Genomic DNA, 20279 nt, shown 5'->3' on the forward strand with positions numbered 1-20279 from the left:
GGGTTACATCTCCTCAGCGACGTACTTGCGCAGCCAGGTCCGGAAGTCCGGCCCCAGGTCTTCACGTTCGCACGCCAGTCTGACAATGGCGCGCAGATAGTCGCTGCGGTCGCCGGTGTCATAGCGGCGGCCCTTGAAGACGACGCCGTGCACGGGGCCGCCGATCTTCTCGTCCGCGGCGAGCAGCTGGAGCGCGTCGGTGAGCTGGATCTCGCCGCCGCGGCCCGGCTCGGTGTGTCGCAGTATGTCGAAGACGGCGGGGTCCAGGACGTACCGGCCGATGATGGCGAGGTTGCTGGGGGCGTCGGCCGGGTCCGGCTTCTCGACGAGGTCGGTGACGCGGACGACGTCGCTGTCGACGGTGGCGTCCGCGGCGGCGCAGCCGTACAGGTGGATCTGCGAGGGATCGACCTCCATCAGCGCGATGACGCTGCCGCCCTCACGCTCCTGGACCTCGACCATCCGGGCCAGCAGCGCGTCGCGCGGGTCGATCAGGTCGTCGCCGAGAAGCACCGCGAAGGGCTGGTCGCCCACGTGCGGGGCGGCGCACAGCACGGCGTGCCCGAGGCCGCGGGGGTCTCCCTGGCGCACGTAGTGCATGGTGGCCAGATCGCTGGACTCCTGGACCTTGGCCAGGCGTTCGGCGTCGCCCTTGCGGGTGAGCGCGGACTCCAGCTCGTAGTTGCGGTCGAAGTGGTCCTCCAGGGGCCGCTTGTTGCGGCCGGTGATCATCAGTACGTCGGAGAGGCCGGCTGCCACGGCTTCCTCGACGACATACTGGATGGCCGGCTTGTCGACGACAGGCAGCATCTCCTTCGGAGTGGCCTTCGTGGCGGGCAGGAACCGGGTGCCGAGACCTGCTGCCGGGATGACGGCCTTGCTGATCCTGGAGGGCGACTGAGTCATGTGCCGACCTTAACGGGTGCACACGGCCGGAAGCTGATATTCCGGTTAACTTCGTCCTTAAATATGCCCATACGAGAATCGTGCGAGTCACCAATGAACACCGACAAGTCCGGAAAGACGTCCGCGAAGGGCTCCCTGCGCCGCGAACTGCTCGCCGCCAGGGCCCTTCTGACGAAGGAGGACGCTCTCCGGGCCGCCGCGGTTCTCGCCGACGCCGCGCTGCACCTCCCCGAACTGGCCGACGCCCGTACGGTCGCCGCGTATGTCTCCGTGGGCCGCGAACCGGGCACCCGTGCCCTCCTGGAGGCGCTGCGCGGCCGCGGCGTGCGGGTGCTGCTGCCGGTCCTCCTGGCCGACAACGACCTGGACTGGGCGGCCTACGAGGGCCCGGCGCACCTGCTCCCGGCCGGACGAGGGCTCCTGGAGCCGGACGGTCCGCGCCTGGGCCCCGACGCCGTCATCGCCACCGACGCGGTGCTGCTGCCCGGCCTGGCGGTCGACGGGGCCGGGATGCGGCTGGGGCGGGGCGGCGGCAGCTACGACCGGGTGCTGGCCCGGCTGACGGCCGCCGGGGCGCACCCGTCGCTCGTCGTGCTCCTGTACGAGAACGAGGTGGTCGCGCGGGTCCCGTCGGAACCGCACGACCACCCCGTGGACGCCGTGGTCACGCCGGCCGGAGCGCGGCGCTTCGTGAACCCTCTGTAGGGCCTACGGTTTCAGCGTCAGCGTGTCGACGGTGGACGCGTCGACCGCCTCGGTCCCGAAGGACCAGTCGAGCAGTTCACCGTCGACCCACTTGTCGGTCTGGTCGGTGTAGTGCGCGTTGAACGCGTGCCCGGAGGCGCCGCTGAGGTTGATCCAGCGGGACTTGTCCCAGTCACCGACGTTGACCACCATGCGCATCGACGGCACCCAGATGACGTCGTAGCCGCTCGCCGCGTTCCAGCCGGTGGCGTTGACCGCCGCCTCGCCGCCGCCGAGGTTCCAGGGGCCGCGGTTGAGCGCCCGCTGGAGCAGGCCGGGGCCCTCGGTGCCGAGCGTCTGGTTCTTCAGCGTGAGCCGGTGCAGCCGGCCCCAGCTCCAGGTGGAGATGTTCTTGCCGAGCTTGGAGGTCAGCTCCCAGCGGGCGTCCTCCATCGCCCGGGCGAACAGGTCGTCCCGGTTCTCCAGGGCGTCCTCGCGACCCCGGGCGGGCGCCTTCCACCACGCGTTGTCCTGGTCGCCCATGATCTCGCGGACCACCTGGAACCAGCGGTCGCCGCCGTCCGGCTGCGCCGTGTCCCCGTCGCGCTGTCCGCACTCGCGGACGAGCTTCCTCTGCTGGTCGGCCGGACCGCTGTTCTTGGCGGGCGGCACATTGATGCAGTCGCCCTTGACGCGCATCTCCTTGGGCAGCTTGTTGCCGAAGGCGAGCTTCAGGATGTTGCGCCAGACGCCGTTGAAGTACGCGGCGGCGGCCGAGTCGGGCTCCTGGGTGTAGTCCCAGCCCTCCAGCAGCTTCTGGGCCTCGCGGACGCTCGGGTCGGAGATGTTGATCTTCTTCAGCTCGGGCACCAGCAGCGCGGCGATCTCGCTGAAGTTGTCCATCTGCATCTTCTGCATGTCATCGGTCGAGACCTTCTCGCCGCCCTTGATCTTCTGGGCGAGGAGGTCGTTGATCCGCTGGCTGCGGGCGCCGTAGCCCCAGTCCTTGGTCAGGAGGTGCGGGTACTTCTTCTCGTCGATGACGGCCTGGTTGGCGGTGACGATGTAGCCGCGGTCCGGGTTGTACTCGTAGGGCAGCTCGTCGAAGGGGATGTAGCCCTTCCACGCGTACTTCGGGTCCCAGCCCGGCGCCGGGACCGTACCGTCGAAGCCGGCGGAGCGGACCGGGATCTTCCCCGGGGCCTGGTAGCCGATGTTGCCCTCGGTGTCGGCGTAGATGAGGTTCTGCGAGGGGACCTCGAAGTTCTCGGCGGCCGCCCGGAAGGTCGTGAAGTCCTTGGCCCGGTTGATCGCGAAGACGGCGTCCATGGACTTGCCGGGCTGGAGCGCGGTCCACTTCAGGGCCACCGCGTAGCCGTCGGCCCGGTCGGGGGCGGCGTTGCTGACGGGGGCCTTCTGGCCGACCTTGTCCAGTTCCTTGCTGCGGTCGGAGACCAGAGGGCCGTTGTCGGTCTCGCGGACGGTGATCGTCCGGTCCCGGCCGCCCGCGACCTTGATGGTCTCCTCGCGGGTCTTGAACGGCTTGGTCGCGCCGTCGTACAGGTAGCCGCCGTCGGAGACCTTCTCCAGGAAGAGGTCGGTGACGTCGGCGCCCAGGTTGGTCAGGCCCCAGGCGATGTCCTGGTTGTGGCCGATGATCACACCGGGCATGCCGGAGAAGGTGTAGCCGGCCGTGTCGTACTGGCAGGTCGCCGAGAGCTTCCGGCAGTGCAGGCCCATCTGGTACCAGAGCGAGGGCAGCATCGGCGCGAGGTGCGGGTCGTTCGCGAGCAGCGCCTTTCCGGACGTCGTGTGCGCGCCGCCGACGACCCAGGAGTTCGAGCCGATGCCGTTGCCGTTCGGGCCGAGCAGCGCCGGGATCTCGTCCAGGGTGTCGGAGAGCGCGGCGAGCTGGGTCGTCAGGCCCTCGCCGGCGCCCTGCGGGGTCGCCGAGCCGATGTCGTCCGCCGGGGTCGCCTCGGGGTCGAACTTCCCGGTCACCGGCGAGATCGCGCCCTGCTCGACGATCGGCTTGTGCTGCTTGTACGGGTAGCCGGGGTACAGGTCCTCGATCTGGTCCTGGTCCAGGCGGCTGGTCAGAAGCGAACGGTCGATCTCGTCCTGCATGTTGCCGCGCAGGTCCCAGGCCATCGCCTTGAGCCAGGCCACCGAGTCGACCGGGGTCCACTCACCGGGCTTGTAGTCGTTAGTCAGACCCAGCGCCGCGTACTCGACCGAGATGTCCCGGCCTTCCTTGCCCTTCAGGTACGCGTTGACGCCCTCCGCGTACGCCTGGAGGTTCTTCTTGGTGCTCTCGTCGAGGACCTCGTCGTACTCCCTCTGCGCCACCTGCCGCCAGCCGAGCGTACGGAGGAAGGCGTCGGTCTCGACCTGCCCGGAACCGAACATCTCGGAGAGCCGGCCGGACGTCATGTGGCGCCGGACGTCCATCTCCCAGAAGCGGTCCTGGGCCTGGACGAAGCCCTGGGCGCGGAAGAGGTCGGCGTCGGAGTCCGCGTAGATCTGCGGAATCCCGTAGGAGTCGCGTTTGACCTCGACGTCGCCGGAAAGGCCGTCGAGCTCTATCGATCCGGTGGTCTGCGGGTACGACGCCCGCACGGTGGCTACGGACCAGTACGCCCCGTACCCGACACCCGCGACGAGCGCCAGCACCAGGACGAGCACGATCAGGCGGGCACGTCGCCCCTTCTTCCTGCCGGGCTTCTTCGCGTCGGAAGGGCCGGAAGAGTCGGTTGTGTTGGCGGGCATCGCTGTCCTTAGAGGGGCAGGGTGGTCCTGGGAGTGCAGGAGCAACCATAGGCGCAGCGGAGAAGCCACTCGGACGCGGTATAGGGATGCATCCATTTACGTCTTCCTCGTACGAACACTCGAAGCCGTCAAGGATTCGTTAACGATTAGGTAAGGTAACGAAGTACTTGACTGCCGGGGCCGATCCGGCAGGCGCACGCAGGGAAGGAACGGACCCTGACTGTCCACGCGCTCAACGAACTCCTGCTCGTCTGCTCGCTCGTCCTGCTCGTCGCCGTGGTGGCGGTACGGGTCTCCTCGCGCAGCGGGCTTCCCAGCCTGCTTCTGTATCTCGGCATCGGGATCGCCCTGGGCCAGGACGGCATCTTCGATGTCAGGTTCGACAACGCCGAGCTGACGCAGGTGATCGGCTACGGCGCCCTGGTCGTCATCCTGGCCGAGGGCGGACTCGGGGCGAAGTGGAAAGAGGTCAAGCCCGTCCTGCCCGCCGCCGCGGTGGTCTCCACCATCGGCGTCGCCATCAGCGTGGGCATCACCGCCTCGGCCGCGTACTACCTCGTCGGCCTGGAGTGGCGCCAGGCGCTCATCATCGGCGCGGTCGTCTCCTCGACCGACGCCGCGGCCGTCTTCTCCGTGCTGCGCAGGGTGCCGCTGCCGCCCCGGATCACCGGCGTCCTGGAGGCCGAGTCCGGCTTCAACGACGCTCCCGTCGTCATCCTGGTCGTCGCGTTCTCCACGGTCGGCCCGATCGAGCACTGGTACGTCCTGGTCGCGGAGATCGCCCTGGAGCTGGCCATCGGCGCCGCGATCGGCGTCACGGTGGGCTGGCTGGGATCCCTGGGGCTGCGGCACGTCGCCCTGCCCGCCTCCGGCCTCTACCCGATCGCCGTGATGGCCATCGCCGTCTCGGCGTACGCGGCGGGTGCCTTGGCCCACGGCAGCGGGTTCCTCGCCGTCTACCTGGCCGCCGTGATCCTCGGCAACTCCAAGCTGCCCCACTGGCCCGCCACGCGCGGTTTCGCCGACGGGCTCGGCTGGCTGGCCCAGATCGGCATGTTCGTGCTGCTCGGCCTGCTGGTCACCCCGCACGACCTGGTCGCCGACTTCTGGCCGGCCGTCGTGGTGGGCCTGGTGCTGACCGTGGTGGCCCGGCCCGTGTCGGTCTTCCTCAGCCTCGCGCCGTTCCGGATTCCGGGCCGCGAGAAGGTCCTCATGTCCTGGGCCGGGCTGCGCGGGGCGGTGCCCATCATCCTGGCGACCATTCCGATGGTGTCCGGGGTGCAGGGCAGTACGCGCATCTTCAACATCGTCTTCGTCCTGGTCATCGTCTACACCCTGATCCAGGGCCCGACACTGCCCTGGGTCGCGAACAAGCTGAACATCGCCGAGGACCCGGCCGAGGCCGACGACCTGGGCATCGAGTCGGCCCCGCTGGAGCGGCTGCGCGGCCATCTGCTGTCGGTCGCCGTCCCCACGAAGTCGAAGATGCACGGTGTCGAGGTCGGCGAGCTGCGGCTCCCGGCCGGGGCAGCCGTCACGCTGGTGGTCCGGGAGAACCAGAGCTTCGTACCGTCCCCGGCGACGGTCCTGCGGCGCGGCGACGAGCTGCTGGTGGTGGCCACCGACCCGGTGCGCGACCGGGTGGAGGAACGGCTGCGGGCGGTCGCCGAGGGCGGCAAGCTGGCGGGCTGGCTGGGCACGGGCGGATCCCCCGCCTCCGGAACCCCCGGCGCCACGGGGCCCCGGGGCGGGTCGGCCATCCCCCAGGCGATGAAACTGGCCAAGAAGCTCGGCGGCGCGGGCGCCGACACCCGTACCGGCGTCCATGGGAGCGGCGGCGTCGGCGGCGGCACGAAAACCCGTTCCTGAGCCTCCCGGATCCCCGAGCCTTTCGGATCCCGGGCGTATGAGAGGTGACAGCACAGGCGACCCGCGACGAACGCGGCGTAGATCACAGGCTGACACGGAAGCTGTGTGCGCAATCGCAGGCGCACTTGCCTTCCTACCTGTAGCATGAAGGCAAACCTGATCGACCAACTCTGTCTGATGCAGAGCTGGCGCGACCGTATGGCGGTCGTGGTGCCTCTTCGCCCGGCGTTTCTTCGCCGATGGCAGCGAGTCGCCCGGCATCTACCGCAGTTCCGCGCGAAGAGGACAGCTCTCGGCCGCTTCCGTCCGGCCCGCCCCACAAGGGCGCCGGGAAGCAGTGCCACCAGGCGGCAGAAAGGCAAGGACCGTGGCGACCACGGTCTCCGACCGCCCCGGATACGGGCAACTGCTGCGCACCCCCGGTGCGTGGACCTTCCTCCTCCCCGGCTTCGCCGCACGGCAGCCCTTCGCGATGCTCACCATCGGCATCGTCCTCCTCGTGCAGCACACGACCGGCTCGTACGGCAGCGCGGGCGCCGTCGCGGCGGTCTCCGGCGTCTCCATGGCGCTGTTCGCCCCGCAGAGCGGCAAACTCGCCGACCGGTTCGGCCAGCGTGCCGTCCTGGTGCCCGGGGTCCTGCTCCACGCCGTCTCGGTGAGCGCCCTGACCGCGCTGGCGCTGGCGGACGCGCCCCTGTGGGCTCTGTTCGCCGCCGCCGTGCCCACCGGTGCGTCGATCCCGCAGGTCGGCCCGATGGTCCGGGCCCGCTGGGCGGCGATGCTGGGGGCGACCCCCGACCGGCCCGCCTCTCCGCTGATGTCCACCGCGGCCGCGTTCGAGTCGGTGACGGACGAGTTCACCTTCGTCCTGGGTCCGGTGATCGCCACCGCGCTGTGCACCGGCGTGCACCCGGCGGCCGGCCTGATCACGGAGGCCGCCCTGACCCTGGTCGGCGGCCTCTTCTTCGCCGCCCAGCGGGCCACCCAGCCCGCACCGCGCGCCAAGGCCACCGCGGCCGAACCGCACGCCTCGGCGCTCTCCGTTCCCGGCGTGCGCGTCCTGGCCGTCACCTTCCTGGGCATCGGCGCGGTCTTCGGCGGGATGCAGGTCTCGCTGACCGCGTTCTCCGAGGAGATCGGCCACCCCGGGGTCAACGGGGCCCTCTACGGGATCTTCGCGGCGGGCAACATGCTGGCGGGCATCGCCTGCGGCGCCATCGCCTGGAAGAGCAGCCCGCGCCGCCGCCTGATCGTCGGGTACGTGGCGCTGACCCTGACCGCGTCCGGCCTGTGGGCCGTGCACTCGGTGCCGCTGCTGGCCGGGCTCGGCCTGCTGGTCGGCCTCTGCATCGCCCCGGCCCTGATCAGCGGCTACACCCTGGTCGAGGCGCTGGTGCCCGCCACCGCCCGGACCGAGGCCTTCACCTGGCTGACGGGCGCGGTGGCGCTCGGCCAGGCGGCGGCCGTCACCGTGGCGGGCCGACTCGCCGACGCCCACGGCGCGAGCACCGGATTCCTGGTCCCCCTGGCCGGAACCGCACTGGCCCTGATGACCTTGCTCGCCCTGCGCTCCCGGCTGACTCCGAAGTCCCAGGGACGCACGGTGGCACGTGGGATCGGTCACCGCGAGCCGGTCACGGTGGACTGATCCGACGGAATACGTCAGTATGGAGCGTCGTTAGCACTCATTGAGTGAGAGTGCCAGGAGGAGCAAGTGCCGACCTATCAGTACCAGTGCACCGAGTGCGGCGAGGGCCTCGAGGCGGTGCAGAAGTTCACCGATGACGCCCTGACCGTGTGCCCGAGCTGCGACGGACGCCTCAAGAAGGTGTTCTCCGCGGTCGGCATCGTCTTCAAGGGTTCCGGTTTCTACCGGAACGACAGCCGCGGCTCCTCGTCGAGCAGCACGCCGGCGTCGTCCTCGAAGTCGTCCGACTCGGGTTCGTCCTCGTCGTCGACGGGTTCGGACACGAAGTCGAGCGCCTCGTCGTCCGCCTCCTCGTCGTCGGCCCCCGCGCCGGCCTCGTCGTCGAGCGGTACGTCGGCCGCCTGATCCCGCGTACGCCCCACCTGCTTTTCACCGGACCCCGCCGAGAACCCCTCGGCGGGGTCCGGGCGTTTCCCCCGGGCGTCATCCCGGCGGATACGGTGACCGCATGGTGAACGCACATACGGAAACGAACTCCGGTACGGGTACAGGTACGGGCGCGGCGGGGGCCGAGGGGGCCGCGGAGATCGGTGTCATCGGCGGCTCGGGTTTCTACTCCTTCCTGGAGGACGTCACCGAGGTCGCCGTGGACACCCCATACGGCAAGCCGAGCGACTCGGTCTTCCTCGGCGAGCTCGCCGGCCGCCGGGTGGCCTTCCTGCCCCGCCACGGACGCGGCCACCACCTGCCGCCGCACCGCATCAACTACCGGGCCAACCTGTGGGCGCTGCGCTCCGTCGGGGTCCGGCAGGTGCTCGGGCCGTGCGCGGTGGGCGGGCTGCGACCGGAGTTCGGGCCGGGCACCCTGCTCGTCCCCGACCAGCTGGTGGACCGCACGAAGGCCCGTGTGCAGACCTATTACGACGGTGAGACCCGGGCCGACGGAACCGTGCCGAACGTCGTCCACCTGGGCTTCGCCGACCCGTACTGCCCCGACGGCCGCAAGGCCGCGCTCGCGGCGGCCCGCGGACGGGACTGGGAGCCGGTGGACGGCGGCACCCTGGTGGTGGTCGAGGGCCCGCGGTTCTCGACCCGCGCGGAGTCGCGCTGGCACGCGGCGATGGGCTGGTCCGTCGTGGGCATGACCGGGCACCCGGAGGCGGTCCTCGCCCGGGAACTGGGGCTCTGCTACACCACGATGACCCTGGTGACCGACCTGGACGCGGGGGCCGAGGCGGGCGAGGGCGTCTCCCACGAGGAGGTGCTCCAGGTGTTCGCGGCCAATGTGGACCGGCTGCGCTCGGTGCTGTTCGACGCGGTGGCGGGGCTGCCGAAGAACGAGAGCCGCAACTGCACCTGCGCCCACGCGCTGGACGGGATCGACACGGGGATCACGCTGCCGTAGTGGGACGACCGCCGCTCGGGCACGCCCCGGGGTTTCTGCCGCTCGGGGCACGCCCCCGGGTGTCTGCCGCTCGGGCAGGGCGGGGCTCACCGGATCGGGTGACGGGGTTGTCCACAATGCGGGGGCTGTCCACAGGGCTCAGCGGGATCTGCTGGACGGGTGGAAAGTGAGGGGAGTCCGGCCGGGTCGCACCGGTCCGGACTCCCCTTTCCCTTGCGCGCTTCCTTGCGCGTCTCCTTGCGCTCGTCCGCACTGATCCCAGGTGGTGCCATGTCCACTTCTTCCTCTCCCCTCTCCTGTCCTGCCCCGGTGCCCGCGCCGTGCGGGGTGGGGCCGTTCGGCCCCCTGCGGGTGCGGGGCGGCGGCTCGGACCGGTTGCGGCGGATGCTGCGCCGACAACGGCGTGCGGCGGCCGCGGGGCTCGCGCTGGCGGGCGCCGTACTGGCCACCACGGGCCCGAGCAGCGCCGATGGCGGGGCCGGCCCGCCGGAGGATCCGCCGGGGACGGGCCGGGCACCGGTGCGGCTGGTCTCCGCGCCGGTCCGGATCGCGGATCCGGAGACGGTACGGCTGCTGCGGCCCGGAGACCGGGTCGATGTGATCGCGGTGGGCGACGCGGGCGGCGACGCGCGTGTGGTGGCCCGAGGGGCGCGGGTGGCGAAGGTGCCGCCCGCGTCCACGGGGGCCGGGGCGTTGGTGGTGTTGTCCGTGGAGCGGCCGACGGCGACGGCGCTCCTCGGCGCGGGCACGTCGGGCCGACTGGCCGTGGCGGTGTCCGATGCGAACTGAGGTTCTGCCACCGACCCTGCGGGAATCAGCGGAGTGGACAGTGTCGCCTTCAACCGCCTTGGGTGGTGGAGCAGTTCGCTTCCCTCACCGTCCACGCGAAAGAAGGCTCATCCGTGAGCGAGAAGAAGGTCAGTCTGCTGGAGGGCTTCAAGGCCTTCCTGATGCGCGGCAATGTGATCGACCTCGCGGTGGCTGTCGTCATCGGTGCCGCTTTCACCAACATCGTGAACGCGGTCGTCAAGGGCATCATCAACCCCCTGGTAGGCGCATTCGGCACGCAGGACCTGGACAACTACAGCTCCTGCCTCCGGGGCCCGTGCACCACGAACGCGAAGACCGGGGAGATGGACGGGATCGAGATCCTGTGGGGCTCGGTGCTCAGTGCCACCCTCAGCTTCCTGATCACCGCGGCCGTCGTGTACTTCCTGATGGTGCTGCCGATGGCCAAGTACCTGGCCAGGCGGGCGGCGATGCAGGCCGCCAAGGAAGGGGTGCAGGAGACGATCGAGGTGAGCGAGCTGGAGGTGCTGAAGGAGATCCGCGACGCCTTGGTCGCACAGCGCACCGGTGGCGCGCCCGGGCAGGGCTCGGGCGACGGCCCGGGCGGGGCCGGCGGGACCGCTGTCGGCCCGCGCGAGGACCGGTAGCCCTCAGGGCGGCCGCTCAGATGTGGTGCGGCGGCTTCTCGTCCAGGAAGCGCGCGAGGTCCGCGGCGCTGTCGCCTGCCGGAGGCCGCTCACCCCACCCCCGGTCCGTATCGTCCGCGGACTGCCGGTCCAGCGGATCGTCGAAGATCAGAACCGGCTTGGGCTTCGGTTCCCGGTGCGGCTGCTCCTGTGGCTGCTGCTGCTTCGCATCACGCGGGCTGGGGGCGGGGGCGGCGCTCATGTCTCCAGGGTACGGCGGCTCACCGCGGAGGGAGAGCCGCCATGGGCCAGGGCGGCGGGCGTCAGCGGTCCTTCGGGTCGACGAGCCACAGGCCGAGCACGACGAGGAACGACAGACAGAGGAAGCCGGCCCCCCACCAGGCCGTGCCGGTGCTGCCCTCCATCCACTCGTCGATCAGGACCGTCAGCCCCCAGAGCTGGCCGATGACGACGGACATGGCCAGGGCGAGGCGGGCGGTCAGCTTCGAGGAGCGCTCGGGGTTCTGGTCGGTGCCCGCGCCCGGTCCGGGGCCGGTGTGGCGGACACGCGGATCCCCGTATCCGCTGGTGGGGCGGATCTGGGGGTACCGCTCGTGGACGGGCCGGTTCAGCTCGGGGTCGGCGCTGCCGGGGTGGTAGGCCGGGTAGTGGCTGCCCGGGGGCGGCAGCGGTTGCTCGGGGCGCGGGGAGTCGCTCATGCCCGCCCGCCCGGGTTCTCGGCGGTGGCGGACGTGGCGCCGGTGGCCCGGGGTACGCCGTCGGTCCGGGGTGCCCCGCCGGCCCGGGGTGCGGGCCGTTCACCGATGGTCCGGTTCCGGGCGCGTGGCCCGGCGGCCCGGGGCGGGGACTCGGCTCCGCCGTCGATGCCCGGGCAGCCGATACGGGCGGCGAGGTCGGGGCGCTCGCCGCCGAGCCGGCGGCAGAGACCTTCCTCGACGCTCTCGCCGGACCGGGTGGTCCCCACGGCCCAGACGCTTCCGTCGTCCTGCTCGACGACCACGACCTTGGGCAGCCCGCGCGGCGGCGGGCCCGCGGTGACCTCGCCGGACCGGGCGTCGAAGACTCCCTCGTGGCACGGGCAGTACAGCTCGCCCTCGGTGCCCCGGTCCTTGCGCCAGAGCACGGCGCAGGCGAGGTGGGTGCAGACGGCGGAGTAGCCGACGAGGGTGCCGTCGTCGAGGCGGACGGCGACGGCCCGGTCCTCCTCGCCGGGGTAGCGGAAGGCGATCGATTCGCCGGGCAGCAGCCCGCCGGCGATGCGCTTCGGCTCGGGGGCCTTGCCCTCCTCGCCGTCGCCGTGGCGGTGGAGGATGCCCGCGGCCACTCCGATGCCGCCGACGGCGAGTCCGCCGGAGACGGTGGTGACGATCCGGAGGTAGTCCCGGCGGGTGGTGAGGGAGTCGGCGGCGATCCGGTCCCGGAGCGCCTCGCGCGGGTCTCCCCCGGCGGGGTGCCCGCCGGCCGGCGGCTGGTCGGTGACGCTCATCGGCGGACGTCCTTCCCGTTGATCTCGACGACGGGAAGACCGCCGGGCACCGGCCACTGGACCCGTTCGGCGGGGACGACCATGGCCACACCGGTGCGGACCTCGGTCTCGCCGAAGACGAAGGTGTCGGCCACCTGGACGCCGGGGCGCTCCGCCTGGAGCTCCTCGACGGTGCCGTAGAAGAGCGCTCCGGTCGGGCAGACGGTGGCGCACATGGGGGCAAGGCCGTAGGCGGTGCGGTCGTAGCAGAGGTTGCACTTCATCTGCAGCTTCGCCTGGAGGTCGATCTTCGGTACGCCGAAGGGGCAGGCGTTGACGCAGTTGGAGCAGCCGATGCAGCGGGTGGTGTCGGCCTGCTGCACCACACCGTCCGCGGTCACCAGGATCGCGTCGGCGGGACAGACCTCGGCGCACGGGGCGACCGGGTCCTCGCAGTGCATGCAGACGGTCGGAAGGGAGGCGACGGACCGGCCCTCGTCGGTGTAGTCGAGGTGGATCATCGACTTGCCGCGGTGCGAATCGCATTCGCGGCAGGCGGAGACACAGGCCTGACAGCCGATGCAGCGCCCCGGGTCGATGAAGATCGTTCTGCCCATCATGGGCCTCAGCTCCTCTCCGAGGTGCCACGGCCCTGCGGGGCCGTGGGGGGCAGCGGGTCGGTTCGGGAGACCTGGGTCTCCGGGTAGGCGACGTGGCCGGGGGCGACCGGCGGGGCGGGGACCTCGTCGATCCGCTCGGCGTGCTCGATGCGGCAGGCGCACACCTTGTACTCGGGGATCTTGGACCGGGGGTCGAGGGCATCGATGGTGAGGGCGTTGGCCGCGGTGGGGACGGGCCAGTGGTACGGGACGAACACGGTGTCGGGGCGGATCGCCTCGGTGACCAGTGCGGGGAAGACCTCGCTGCCGCGCCGGGTGACGACGCGGACGGGCTCGCCGTTGCGGAAGCCGTGGGAGGGGTGGATCTCGGCCCAGGGGCGCGGGGTCTGTTCGACGAGGGCGCCGAGCCTGCGGGTCTGGTTGCCGGAGAGGAAGTGGGCGACGGTCCGGCCGGTGGTGAGGGACATGGGGTGCTCGTCGTCGTACGGGTCCATCGGTGGGTGCCACTCGACGACCTGGAGGTGGATCCTGCCGTCGGGGTGGTAGGTCTTCCCGTCCTCGAAGAGCCGCGGGGTGCCGGGGTGGTCGGTGGCAGGGCAGGGCCAGGCGATGCCGCCGGTCTCCTCCAGCCGTTCGTAGGTGATGCCGTAGTAGTCGTTGACGGTCCCGGCGGAGGCGATGCGCAGCTCGTCGAAGACCGACCGGGAGTCGGGGAAGTGGAATTTGTCGCCCGCTCCGAGGCGGCGGGCGAGTTCGCAGATCACCCAGGTGTCGGTCCGGACGCCTGGCGGCGGGTCCTGGGCTTTGTTGTGCTTGACCACGCGGGCTTCCGCGTTGGCCATCACTCCTTCGTCCTCGGCCCAGGTGGTGACGGGGAAGACGACGTGGGCGTTGGCGGCGGTCTCGGAGAGGAAGAAGTCGAATTGGGCGTGGAACTCGGTGGCGTCGTACCCCTCCTTGACCACCCGGTAGTTGGGCAGGGAGACGAAGGGGTTGTTGCAGATGCCGATCAGGCCGCGGATCTCTCGGCGCTGCATCTGCCAGACCATCTCCATCATGGAGGTGCCGGCGGGCGGGAGTTCGGATTCCTCGATGCCCCAGATCTCGCAGATCTGGCGGCGGTGCTCCTCGTTCATGATGGAGCGTCCGCCGGGGAGGAGGTCGGACTTCTGGCCGTGCTCACGGCCGCCCTGCCCGTTGCCCTGGCCGGTGATGGTGCCGTAGCCGGCGCCGGGCCTGCCGATGTGACCGGTGGCGGTGCAGAGGTTGATCACGGAGAGGCAGTTCTCGACGCCCTGCGAGTGGTGTTCGATGCCGCGGGCGTGCCAGGCCATGGCCTTGGGGGCGCGGGCGAAGGCCCGGGCGACCTGGACGATCTGCTCGGCGGGGACGCCGCAGATCGCGGCGGCGCGGGAGGGCGGGTATTCGGCGGCCTTGGCCTTGAGCTCCTCCCACCCGGTGGCGTGGTCGGCGAGGAAGTTCTCGTCGGTGAGCCCTTCCTCGATGACGACGTGCAGGACGGAGGTGAAGAAGGCGGAGTCGGTGCCGGGTCTGAGGGCGACGTGGATGTCGGCGGTCCGGGCGATGGCGGTCTCGCGCGGGTCGACCACGATGAGGGTCGCGCCGCGGTCCCGGGCGCCCCAGACGTACTGGGTCATCACGGGGAAGCACTCGCCGACGTTGGAGCCCGCGATGAGCAGGCAGTCGGTGAGCAGGATGTCGGAGAAGGGGTTGCCGGCCCGGTCGATGCCGAAGGCCAGTTTGTTGGCGCCCGCCGCGCTGACCATGCAGAGGCGGCCGTTGTAGTCGACGTGCCGGGACTTGAGGGCGACCCGGGCGAACTTGCCCACCAGATAGGTCTTCTCGGAGAACAGGCTGGCTCCGCCGAGCAGCCCGAAGGCGTCGTTGCCGTACGTCTGCTGGATGCGCTTGATCTCGGAGACGGTGAAGTCGAGGGCCTCCTCCCAGGAGACCTCGCGGAACTCCTCGTCGCGGGAGCGGCGCATCAGCGGGGCGGTGAGCCGGTCGGGGTGGTTGACCTGCTGGTAGGCGTTGATGCCCTTGGGGCAGAGCCGCATCCGGTTGATGTCGTGGTTGCGGGGTTCGACGCCGAAGACCTTGCCGCCGTGGTCCACGCGCAGATACATCCCGCACTGCACACCGCAGAAGCAGCAGTGGGTGGGCACGAGCGTCTCGCCGTTCTGGTCGGCGTGCCACCGGTCGGCCGGGATGCCGCCCGCGTCCCGGAAGGCGCGGGTGCCGGGCGGGGCGAGGGAGGGGTCCAGGGGGATGAAGGTGCGGCGGTCGGCAGCAGCTCGCGGATCCGCGGTCAATTGAAGCCCTTCTTCACATGGGAGAGGTAGGCGCTGCCGCGCAGCACCCGCTTGCAGCGCGGGCAGTATTCGGCCCAGGCGTCGAAGTCGAGGCTGAGGTCGCGCATAGTGCCTCGGAGGTTCTCGACGTACGGACCGGTGTCGATGGGTTCCTCGCAGCGGCGGCAGGCGAACACCTCGTCGTCCTTGCGGCCGGTGTACTTGAACAGCTGCATGCCGACCGCGGCCGGGCGCTGGACGATGTGGAAGAACTTGCCGAACGGGATGTAGATCAGGGTGAAGACGACGGACACCATGTGCAGGATCGCCAGGAACTGGTAGCCGCCGCCGTGCAGGAAGACCGAGGAGAAGGTGAGCAGCAGGCCGGTCACGGAGATGACGATGAGCGCGATCGGCGGCACCAGGTCGTAGGCGAAGCGCTGGCCGGTGATGGCGCCGCGGTCCTTCATCCGGCGCCACAGGAAGTACGAGGCGCCGGGGATGACGAGGACGGCTGCGATGTCCAGGCCGTGGAACATCAGCCAGCCGAGCAGGTTCAGGGAATCGAAGCCGAGGATCTTGAAGCCCCAGATCCGCATCTCGTAGCCGGGCCCGGATCCGGTGCTGGAGGTGAAGGTGAACCAGCCCCAGGTGAGCGGAAAGGTGATCAGGGCGGCGAGGACGCAGCCCCAGAAGATGAGCTGGTGAGCGGCCCAGCGGGCGTGGGAGCGGGCCCCGAGGAACTTCTGGAAGCCGAGGTAGGTGGCGATCATCCTGGGCAGGGCGGTGGGGGCCCGGCGGAAGTTCTCCATCGAGAAGAGGCTGCGCCAGCCCTGTTTGAAGAGGCGCCGGGCACCGGGGGCGGAGATCCAGACCGTGTAGCGGTAGGCGACGCCGAAGGCGAGGAAGACCGTGGCCACGGCGTAGGGGAGGAGGGCCGAGTCGAAGTTGCGGAGCATGCGGCTGCCGAGCACGATCGCGAGGATCAGGAGGGCGGAGACAACCACTCCGGCGAGCGTGGCCCGGGTGGTGACGGACCGGGGGCCGGTCGGCGCGGGAGGCGTGGCCGAGGGTTCGCCGGGGGCGGGGGGCTCGGCTGCTGCGGTGGCTTCTGAGGGCTCGGTCACCCGGCCACCGTAGGACTGTTTGGGCGGATTGAACCCGTTTTAGAGAGTGAGAGGGTGAGCGGGTCGCCCGGACAGTCGCAAGGTCCGCCTTGCGCGGGCGGACGGGCTTGGACGGGCTGCCCCCGGGCTGGCGTGGGCGGGCGGGGCCTGGCTCGCCTTGCGGAGGGTCGGTTCGCGTGCGCCCCGCATCCCGGCCAGGTCGCGCACGCCTCGCCCGGGCCAGGCCTGCGGGCCCTCCCCCGGGCCGGGCCGCCGGGCGGGGCCCGGCGCAGCGGCCGTACGGGGTCTCGGGCACCGCTTCCGGCTCGCCGGTACGTTCGAGGTGGAGCGGCCCGCGTTCTTCGGCGGGCCCCGATGCCGACCGGAGGAGCCGCACGATGACGCGCGAGGACAAGGCCCCCGAACTCCCGCCTCTGCTGGACGCGCTGACCGATGTGGCCGGTATCCGCGTCGGCCACGCCGAGGTCGCCGGTGCGGGCGCGCTGAGTGGCACGACCGTCGTCCTGGCGCCCGAGGGCGGGGCCGTGGCGGCCGTGGACGTACGGGGCGGCGGGCCGGGTACGCGGGAGACGGACGCGCTGGACCCGCGCAACCTGGTGCAGCGGGTCGACGCCGTCGTCCTCACGGGCGGAAGTGCCTTCGGGCTCGACGCGGCGTCCGGTGTGATGGCCTGGCTGGAGGAGCAGGGCCGGGGCGTCCGGGTCGGCCCCGGGCCCACCCAGGTGGTGCCGGTCGTTCCGGCCGCCGCCCTCTTCGACCTCGGCCGGGGCGGCGACTGGCGGGCCCGCCCCGACGCGTCGACCGGCCGCGCCGCGGTGGAGGCCGCGGCTGCCACGGGCCCCGGGGCGCCGGTCGCCGAGGGCTCGGTGGGGGCGGGCACCGGCGCAGTGGCCGGGCAGCTCAAGGGCGGCACCGGCACGGCGAGCGTCCGCCTCGCCTCCGGGGTCACGGTGGCCGCCGTCGTGGCGGTGAACGCGGCGGGCTCGGTGGTCGATCCCCGGACCGGGGTGCTGTTCGGGGAGTACGGGGCCGAGGGGCCGCCGGTCCACCCTCCGGCCGAGGTCCACGCGGCGGCGGAGCGGCGGCTCGCGCAGGAGCGCGAGGCCGTGGAGGCGGCCGGGGGCGGGGTCCCGCCGTTCAACACGACGATCGCGGTCGTCGCCACGGACGCGGACCTGACCCGGGCGCAGGCCCAGAAACTGGCGGGCACCGCGCACGACGGCCTGGCCCGCGCGGTGCGCCCGGTCCATCTGCTGACCGACGGGGACACCGTGTTCACCCTGGCCACGGGGCGGGTGCCGGTGGAGCCGGGGAATCCGGTCGCCGTGAACGAGATCCTGGCGGCGGGCGCCGACGTCCTGGCGCGGGCCATCGTGAAGGCGGTGCGCGCGGCCCGGAGCGCCGAGGGTCCGGGCGGCACGTTCCTCTCGTACACGGAGTTGTACGGGGGCGGGATGCGGTGAGGCTGCGGCGGAGGGGGCGTGCGGGGTGAGCAGGGGGCGCGCACGGGTGGCCGACTCGCCGCTCGCGTAAGGGAGTTCCTCCCAAGCGCCCGAAATGCACCGGGCACGGGCGGGGAACTTTCGGCGGGCGCCTTACGTTTTCATCCAACCCCGGTCACGATGTCAGGCCCAGGGACTACGTTAAGCACGCATCGAGTAACACGCGGCGACGGCCTGGAGACACCACCTTGAGCGATCCGTGCGAGACAACCGAGCACCACCTCGACCGACTCCTGCGACGCGCCCTGAACTCCTTCGACCTTCCCGACAGCACGGTCGACCGCCTCGGCACGGCGCTCGCCCACAGCAGTTCGCTGCACTCGTCGCACCACAGCTCGGTGCTGCACCGCGAGACCTACCGGCACACGTATCTCCTCGCCGACGGCTCCGCCCTCACCCTGTGGGAGCTGGTGCACAGCGGCGGCCGTGACGTGCGGAGCCCGCGCCGGCACGAGCTGTACGACGACGAGGGCGACGCTCGTATCGCCGCGTCCCGGCTGGCGGAAAGCCTCTCCGACTCCCCGGCCTTCGGCGACGAGGGAATGCCGGAGGCTCCGGCGAGCCTGGAGATGCTGACGGTCCTGATGTCCGCCCCGCCGGCCCCGCTCCCCCGGACGTACGCCCCCGACAACTCCGCGGACCACGCCCGCCGCGTGCTGCGCCGTGCGGAGAACGCCGACCGGCCCGGCGAGGAGAAGGCGCGACTGCTGCGGGCCGCCTTCGCCCACCACATCACCCTGATCTTCGGGCGGCAGTGCGACGTCGACGGCCGGCCGGCCGGATTCACGCTCTACGAGCACGCGTTCCTGCTGCTGGACGGCAGTGAGACGAGCCTGTGGGAGGTCGAGCACACGGCGACGCCCGATGGCCGCCACATGTGCGAGGTGTACGAGGACGAGCACACCGCCCGCGCGGCGATGGAGAGCCGCACCCGGATCTGCTGACCCGGGCCCGTTTCCCCTGCCGCACCGGTCAGTTCGGGGCGGACTCCCCGTGGGCGCGCGGCCGGGCCGGCAGCGCGAACATCACCAGGAAGATCACCGAGAGCACCCCGGCCACCCACCACAGCGCCCCCTGGAACGCGTCGACGAACGCCGGTCCGACCGCTTCCGGGGCCAGCCGGTCGCCGATCGCGCCGAAGAAGACGACGGAGACCAGACCGAGGCCGAGCGCCGTCCCCATCTGCTGCACGGTGTTGATCAGGCCGGACGCCGAACCGGCATGCTCCTGCGGCACTTCGGAGAGCACCGTGTCGGTCAGCGGGGCCACGATCAGCCCCATCCCCGCGCCCATGACCACCAGCGGGACGGCCATCTGCCAGGAGCTGATGCCCATGCCGTACTGCTCGCTCTCCCAGAGGTAGATCAGCAGCCCGGCGATCATGAGGAGCGCACCGGCCTGGAGGACCTTGCGGCCGAAGCGGGGCACGAGCTTCTGCACGGAGATCCCGGCGGCCACCGAGACGGAGACGGAGAAGGGGATGCCTGTCACGCCGGCGCGCAGCACGCTCCAGCCGAGACCCATCTGCATGTAGAGGGTCCAGACCAGGAAGAAGATGCCGAGGCCGACGCCGAAGGTCAGCTGCACGGCGATACCGGCGGCGAAGCTCTTCACCCGGAACAGGGACAGTTCGATCAGCGGCGAACCGTCGATCAGGGCCTTCCGCCGCTGGTGGATCACCAGGGCCGCGAAGACGAACAGGCTGCCCACCATCGAGAGGTGGCCCCAGAGCGGCCAGCCCAGCTCGTGCCCCCGGGTGAGCGGATAGATGAGCATCAGCATCGCCAGGGTGATCAGAGCGACGCCGGGCAGGTCGAGACGGACCGCCTTGGGGGCCTTGGACTCGGTGATGAACTTCGCGCCGAGGAGCAGTCCGGCGATGCCGACGGGCAGGTTGATCAGGAAGATCGGCCGCCAGCCGAGCCCGAAGAGGTCCCACTCGGTGAGCAGGGCGCCCAGCAGCGGACCGGAGACCGCGCCGAGGCCGACGACCGCGCCGAAGAGGCCGAAGACCTTGCCGCGCTCGTGGGCCGGGAAGGTGGCGTGCACGATCGAGAGGACCTGGGGCACCATCAGGGCCGCTGTCGCGCCCTGGAGGATGCGGGCGGCGACCAGTATCTCGGGGTTGGGCGCCACGCCGCACAGGGCCGAGGCGAGCGTGAATCCGCCGATGCCGATGAGGAAGAGCCGCTTGCGCCCGTAGATGTCGCCGAGTCGGCCGCCCGTGATCAGCCCGGCCGCGAACGCGAGCGCGTAACCAGCGGTGATCCACTGGATCGCGGAGACGGAGGCTCCGGTCTCGCGCGTGATGCTGGGAATCGCGATGTTGACGATCGTGACGTCGACCAGGTCCATGAAGGCCGCGGTCATCACGATGGCGAGCGCGAACCAGCGACGCCGGTCGGCCGGGGCGGGCACGGGCGCGGGCGCGGTGACGGGTACGGATGCGACCGGCGTCTTCACCGGGGCGGGCGACGTGGGCGGTGCGAGCTGCGATGCCGCGGGCGGCGGCGGTGCGGAAGAAGGCATGGGAAGA

Annotated in this window: 18 protein-coding genes; 9 read left to right on the forward strand and 9 right to left on the reverse strand. The window is 71.2% G+C overall.

The features are described from left to right. Positions 1–3 precede the first annotated feature (3 nt). Positions 4–906 (reverse strand): UTP--glucose-1-phosphate uridylyltransferase GalU, encoded by a 903-nt coding sequence (gene galU / locus CCZ36_RS13425; RefSeq protein WP_030803516.1) that lies wholly within the window; start codon positions 904–906, stop codon positions 4–6. Between the two features lie 93 nt (positions 907–999). Between galU and CCZ36_RS13430 the strand changes: the two genes are divergently transcribed. Then, complete coding sequence (locus CCZ36_RS13430; RefSeq protein ID WP_069740341.1) at positions 1000–1611, forward strand: 5-formyltetrahydrofolate cyclo-ligase; 612 nt, start codon at positions 1000–1002, stop codon at positions 1609–1611. A gap of 3 nt (positions 1612–1614) precedes the next feature. On the opposite strand, the gene CCZ36_RS13435 is transcribed toward CCZ36_RS13430, so the two are convergent. Next, positions 1615–4359, reverse strand: coding sequence for a penicillin acylase family protein (locus CCZ36_RS13435; protein WP_069740340.1), 2745 nt, complete (start codon positions 4357–4359; stop codon positions 1615–1617). A gap of 276 nt (positions 4360–4635) precedes the next feature. Between CCZ36_RS13435 and CCZ36_RS13440 the strand changes: the two genes are divergently transcribed. From CCZ36_RS13440 to mscL, 6 genes are all read left to right on the forward strand, one after another. Further along, positions 4636–6228 (forward strand): potassium/proton antiporter, encoded by a 1593-nt coding sequence (locus tag CCZ36_RS13440; RefSeq protein ID WP_069740339.1) that lies wholly within the window; start codon positions 4636–4638, stop codon positions 6226–6228. A gap of 367 nt (positions 6229–6595) precedes the next feature. Then, positions 6596–7876, forward strand: a complete 1281-nt coding sequence (locus CCZ36_RS13445) for an MFS transporter (RefSeq protein WP_128817735.1) — start codon at positions 6596–6598, stop codon at positions 7874–7876. A gap of 66 nt (positions 7877–7942) precedes the next feature. Further along, a complete protein-coding gene (locus CCZ36_RS13450; protein ID WP_079134077.1) occupies positions 7943–8281 on the forward strand; it encodes an FmdB family zinc ribbon protein in 339 nt (112 codons plus the stop codon). Between the two features lie 103 nt (positions 8282–8384). Then, positions 8385–9281, forward strand: a complete 897-nt coding sequence (locus CCZ36_RS13455) for an S-methyl-5'-thioadenosine phosphorylase (protein ID WP_206515730.1) — start codon at positions 8385–8387, stop codon at positions 9279–9281. A gap of 270 nt (positions 9282–9551) precedes the next feature. Then, positions 9552–10070, forward strand: a complete 519-nt coding sequence (locus CCZ36_RS13460; protein ID WP_128817736.1) for a hypothetical protein — start codon at positions 9552–9554, stop codon at positions 10068–10070. Positions 10071–10183: 113 nt separating this feature from the next. Further along, positions 10184–10717: a large conductance mechanosensitive channel protein MscL gene (gene mscL / locus CCZ36_RS13465; RefSeq protein WP_128817737.1), complete on the forward strand. Its 534-nt coding sequence runs from the start codon at positions 10184–10186 to the stop codon at positions 10715–10717. 16 nt (positions 10718–10733) lie between these two features. Here the strand turns inward: mscL and CCZ36_RS13470 are convergent, their stop codons facing one another. The 6 genes from CCZ36_RS13470 to CCZ36_RS13495 form a co-directional block, all read right to left on the reverse strand. Then, the gene (locus tag CCZ36_RS13470; protein WP_069740335.1) at positions 10734–10958 is read right to left on the reverse strand and encodes a hypothetical protein; all 225 of its coding nucleotides are present in this window, start codon (positions 10956–10958) and stop codon (positions 10734–10736) included. 61 nt (positions 10959–11019) lie between these two features. Next, positions 11020–11415: a hypothetical protein gene (locus CCZ36_RS13475; protein WP_069740334.1), complete on the reverse strand. Its 396-nt coding sequence runs from the start codon at positions 11413–11415 to the stop codon at positions 11020–11022. Next, positions 11412–12203 (reverse strand): Rieske (2Fe-2S) protein, encoded by a 792-nt coding sequence (locus tag CCZ36_RS13480; protein ID WP_069740333.1) that lies wholly within the window; start codon positions 12201–12203, stop codon positions 11412–11414. The genes CCZ36_RS13475 and CCZ36_RS13480 overlap by 4 nt, the downstream gene beginning before the upstream one ends. Further along, positions 12200–12802, reverse strand: coding sequence for a 4Fe-4S dicluster domain-containing protein (locus tag CCZ36_RS13485; RefSeq protein ID WP_044371306.1), 603 nt, complete (start codon positions 12800–12802; stop codon positions 12200–12202). Before CCZ36_RS13485 ends, CCZ36_RS13480 begins: the two co-directional genes overlap by 4 nt. 5 nt (positions 12803–12807) lie before the next feature. Further along, the gene (locus CCZ36_RS13490) at positions 12808–15135 is read right to left on the reverse strand and encodes a molybdopterin oxidoreductase family protein (protein WP_069740332.1); all 2328 of its coding nucleotides are present in this window, start codon (positions 15133–15135) and stop codon (positions 12808–12810) included. Beyond that, entirely contained in the window at positions 15132–16241 is a 1110-nt protein-coding gene (locus CCZ36_RS13495; RefSeq protein WP_128817738.1) for an MFS transporter, read from the reverse strand. Before CCZ36_RS13495 ends, CCZ36_RS13490 begins: the two co-directional genes overlap by 4 nt. 377 nt (positions 16242–16618) lie before the next feature. On the opposite strand from CCZ36_RS13495, the gene CCZ36_RS13500 reads away from it, so the two are divergent. Both CCZ36_RS13500 and CCZ36_RS13505 read left to right on the forward strand, forming a co-directional pair. Continuing rightward, positions 16619–17704 carry a P1 family peptidase gene (locus CCZ36_RS13500; protein WP_128817739.1) on the forward strand — a complete coding sequence of 362 codons (1086 nt, stop codon included), beginning with the start codon at positions 16619–16621 and terminating at the stop codon, positions 17702–17704. A gap of 227 nt (positions 17705–17931) precedes the next feature. Beyond that, entirely contained in the window at positions 17932–18687 is a 756-nt protein-coding gene (locus CCZ36_RS13505) for a DUF6227 family protein (RefSeq protein WP_128817740.1), read from the forward strand. Between the two features lie 28 nt (positions 18688–18715). Here CCZ36_RS13505 and CCZ36_RS13510 read toward each other — a convergent pair whose 3' ends face one another. Continuing rightward, positions 18716–20272 carry an MFS transporter gene (locus CCZ36_RS13510; protein WP_069737149.1) on the reverse strand — a complete coding sequence of 519 codons (1557 nt, stop codon included), beginning with the start codon at positions 20270–20272 and terminating at the stop codon, positions 18716–18718. Positions 20273–20279: the final 7 nt, after the last annotated feature.

It is taken from the genome of Streptomyces sp. S063, from assembly GCF_002832675.1.
In the GTDB taxonomy this organism is placed as follows: Bacteria; Actinomycetota; Actinomycetes; order Streptomycetales; family Streptomycetaceae; genus Streptomyces; species Streptomyces sindenensis.

Coding starts and splice junctions, on each gene's coding strand:
- galU (WP_030803516.1), bottom strand. CDS start 906: ATGACTCAGTCGCCCTCCAGGATCAGCAAGGCCGTCATCCCGGCAGCA.
- CCZ36_RS13430 (WP_069740341.1), top strand. CDS start 1,000: ATGAACACCGACAAGTCCGGAAAGACGTCCGCGAAGGGCTCCCTGCGC.
- CCZ36_RS13435 (WP_069740340.1), bottom strand. CDS start 4,359: ATGCCCGCCAACACAACCGACTCTTCCGGCCCTTCCGACGCGAAGAAG.
- CCZ36_RS13455 (WP_206515730.1), top strand. CDS start 8,385: ATGGTGAACGCACATACGGAAACGAACTCCGGTACGGGTACAGGTACG.
- CCZ36_RS13460 (WP_128817736.1), top strand. CDS start 9,552: ATGTCCACTTCTTCCTCTCCCCTCTCCTGTCCTGCCCCGGTGCCCGCG.
- CCZ36_RS13470 (WP_069740335.1), bottom strand. CDS start 10,958: ATGAGCGCCGCCCCCGCCCCCAGCCCGCGTGATGCGAAGCAGCAGCAG.
- CCZ36_RS13475 (WP_069740334.1), bottom strand. CDS start 11,415: ATGAGCGACTCCCCGCGCCCCGAGCAACCGCTGCCGCCCCCGGGCAGC.
- CCZ36_RS13480 (WP_069740333.1), bottom strand. CDS start 12,203: ATGAGCGTCACCGACCAGCCGCCGGCCGGCGGGCACCCCGCCGGGGGA.
- CCZ36_RS13485 (WP_044371306.1), bottom strand. CDS start 12,802: ATGATGGGCAGAACGATCTTCATCGACCCGGGGCGCTGCATCGGCTGT.
- CCZ36_RS13500 (WP_128817739.1), top strand. CDS start 16,619: ATGACGCGCGAGGACAAGGCCCCCGAACTCCCGCCTCTGCTGGACGCG.
- CCZ36_RS13510 (WP_069737149.1), bottom strand. CDS start 20,272: ATGCCTTCTTCCGCACCGCCGCCGCCCGCGGCATCGCAGCTCGCACCG.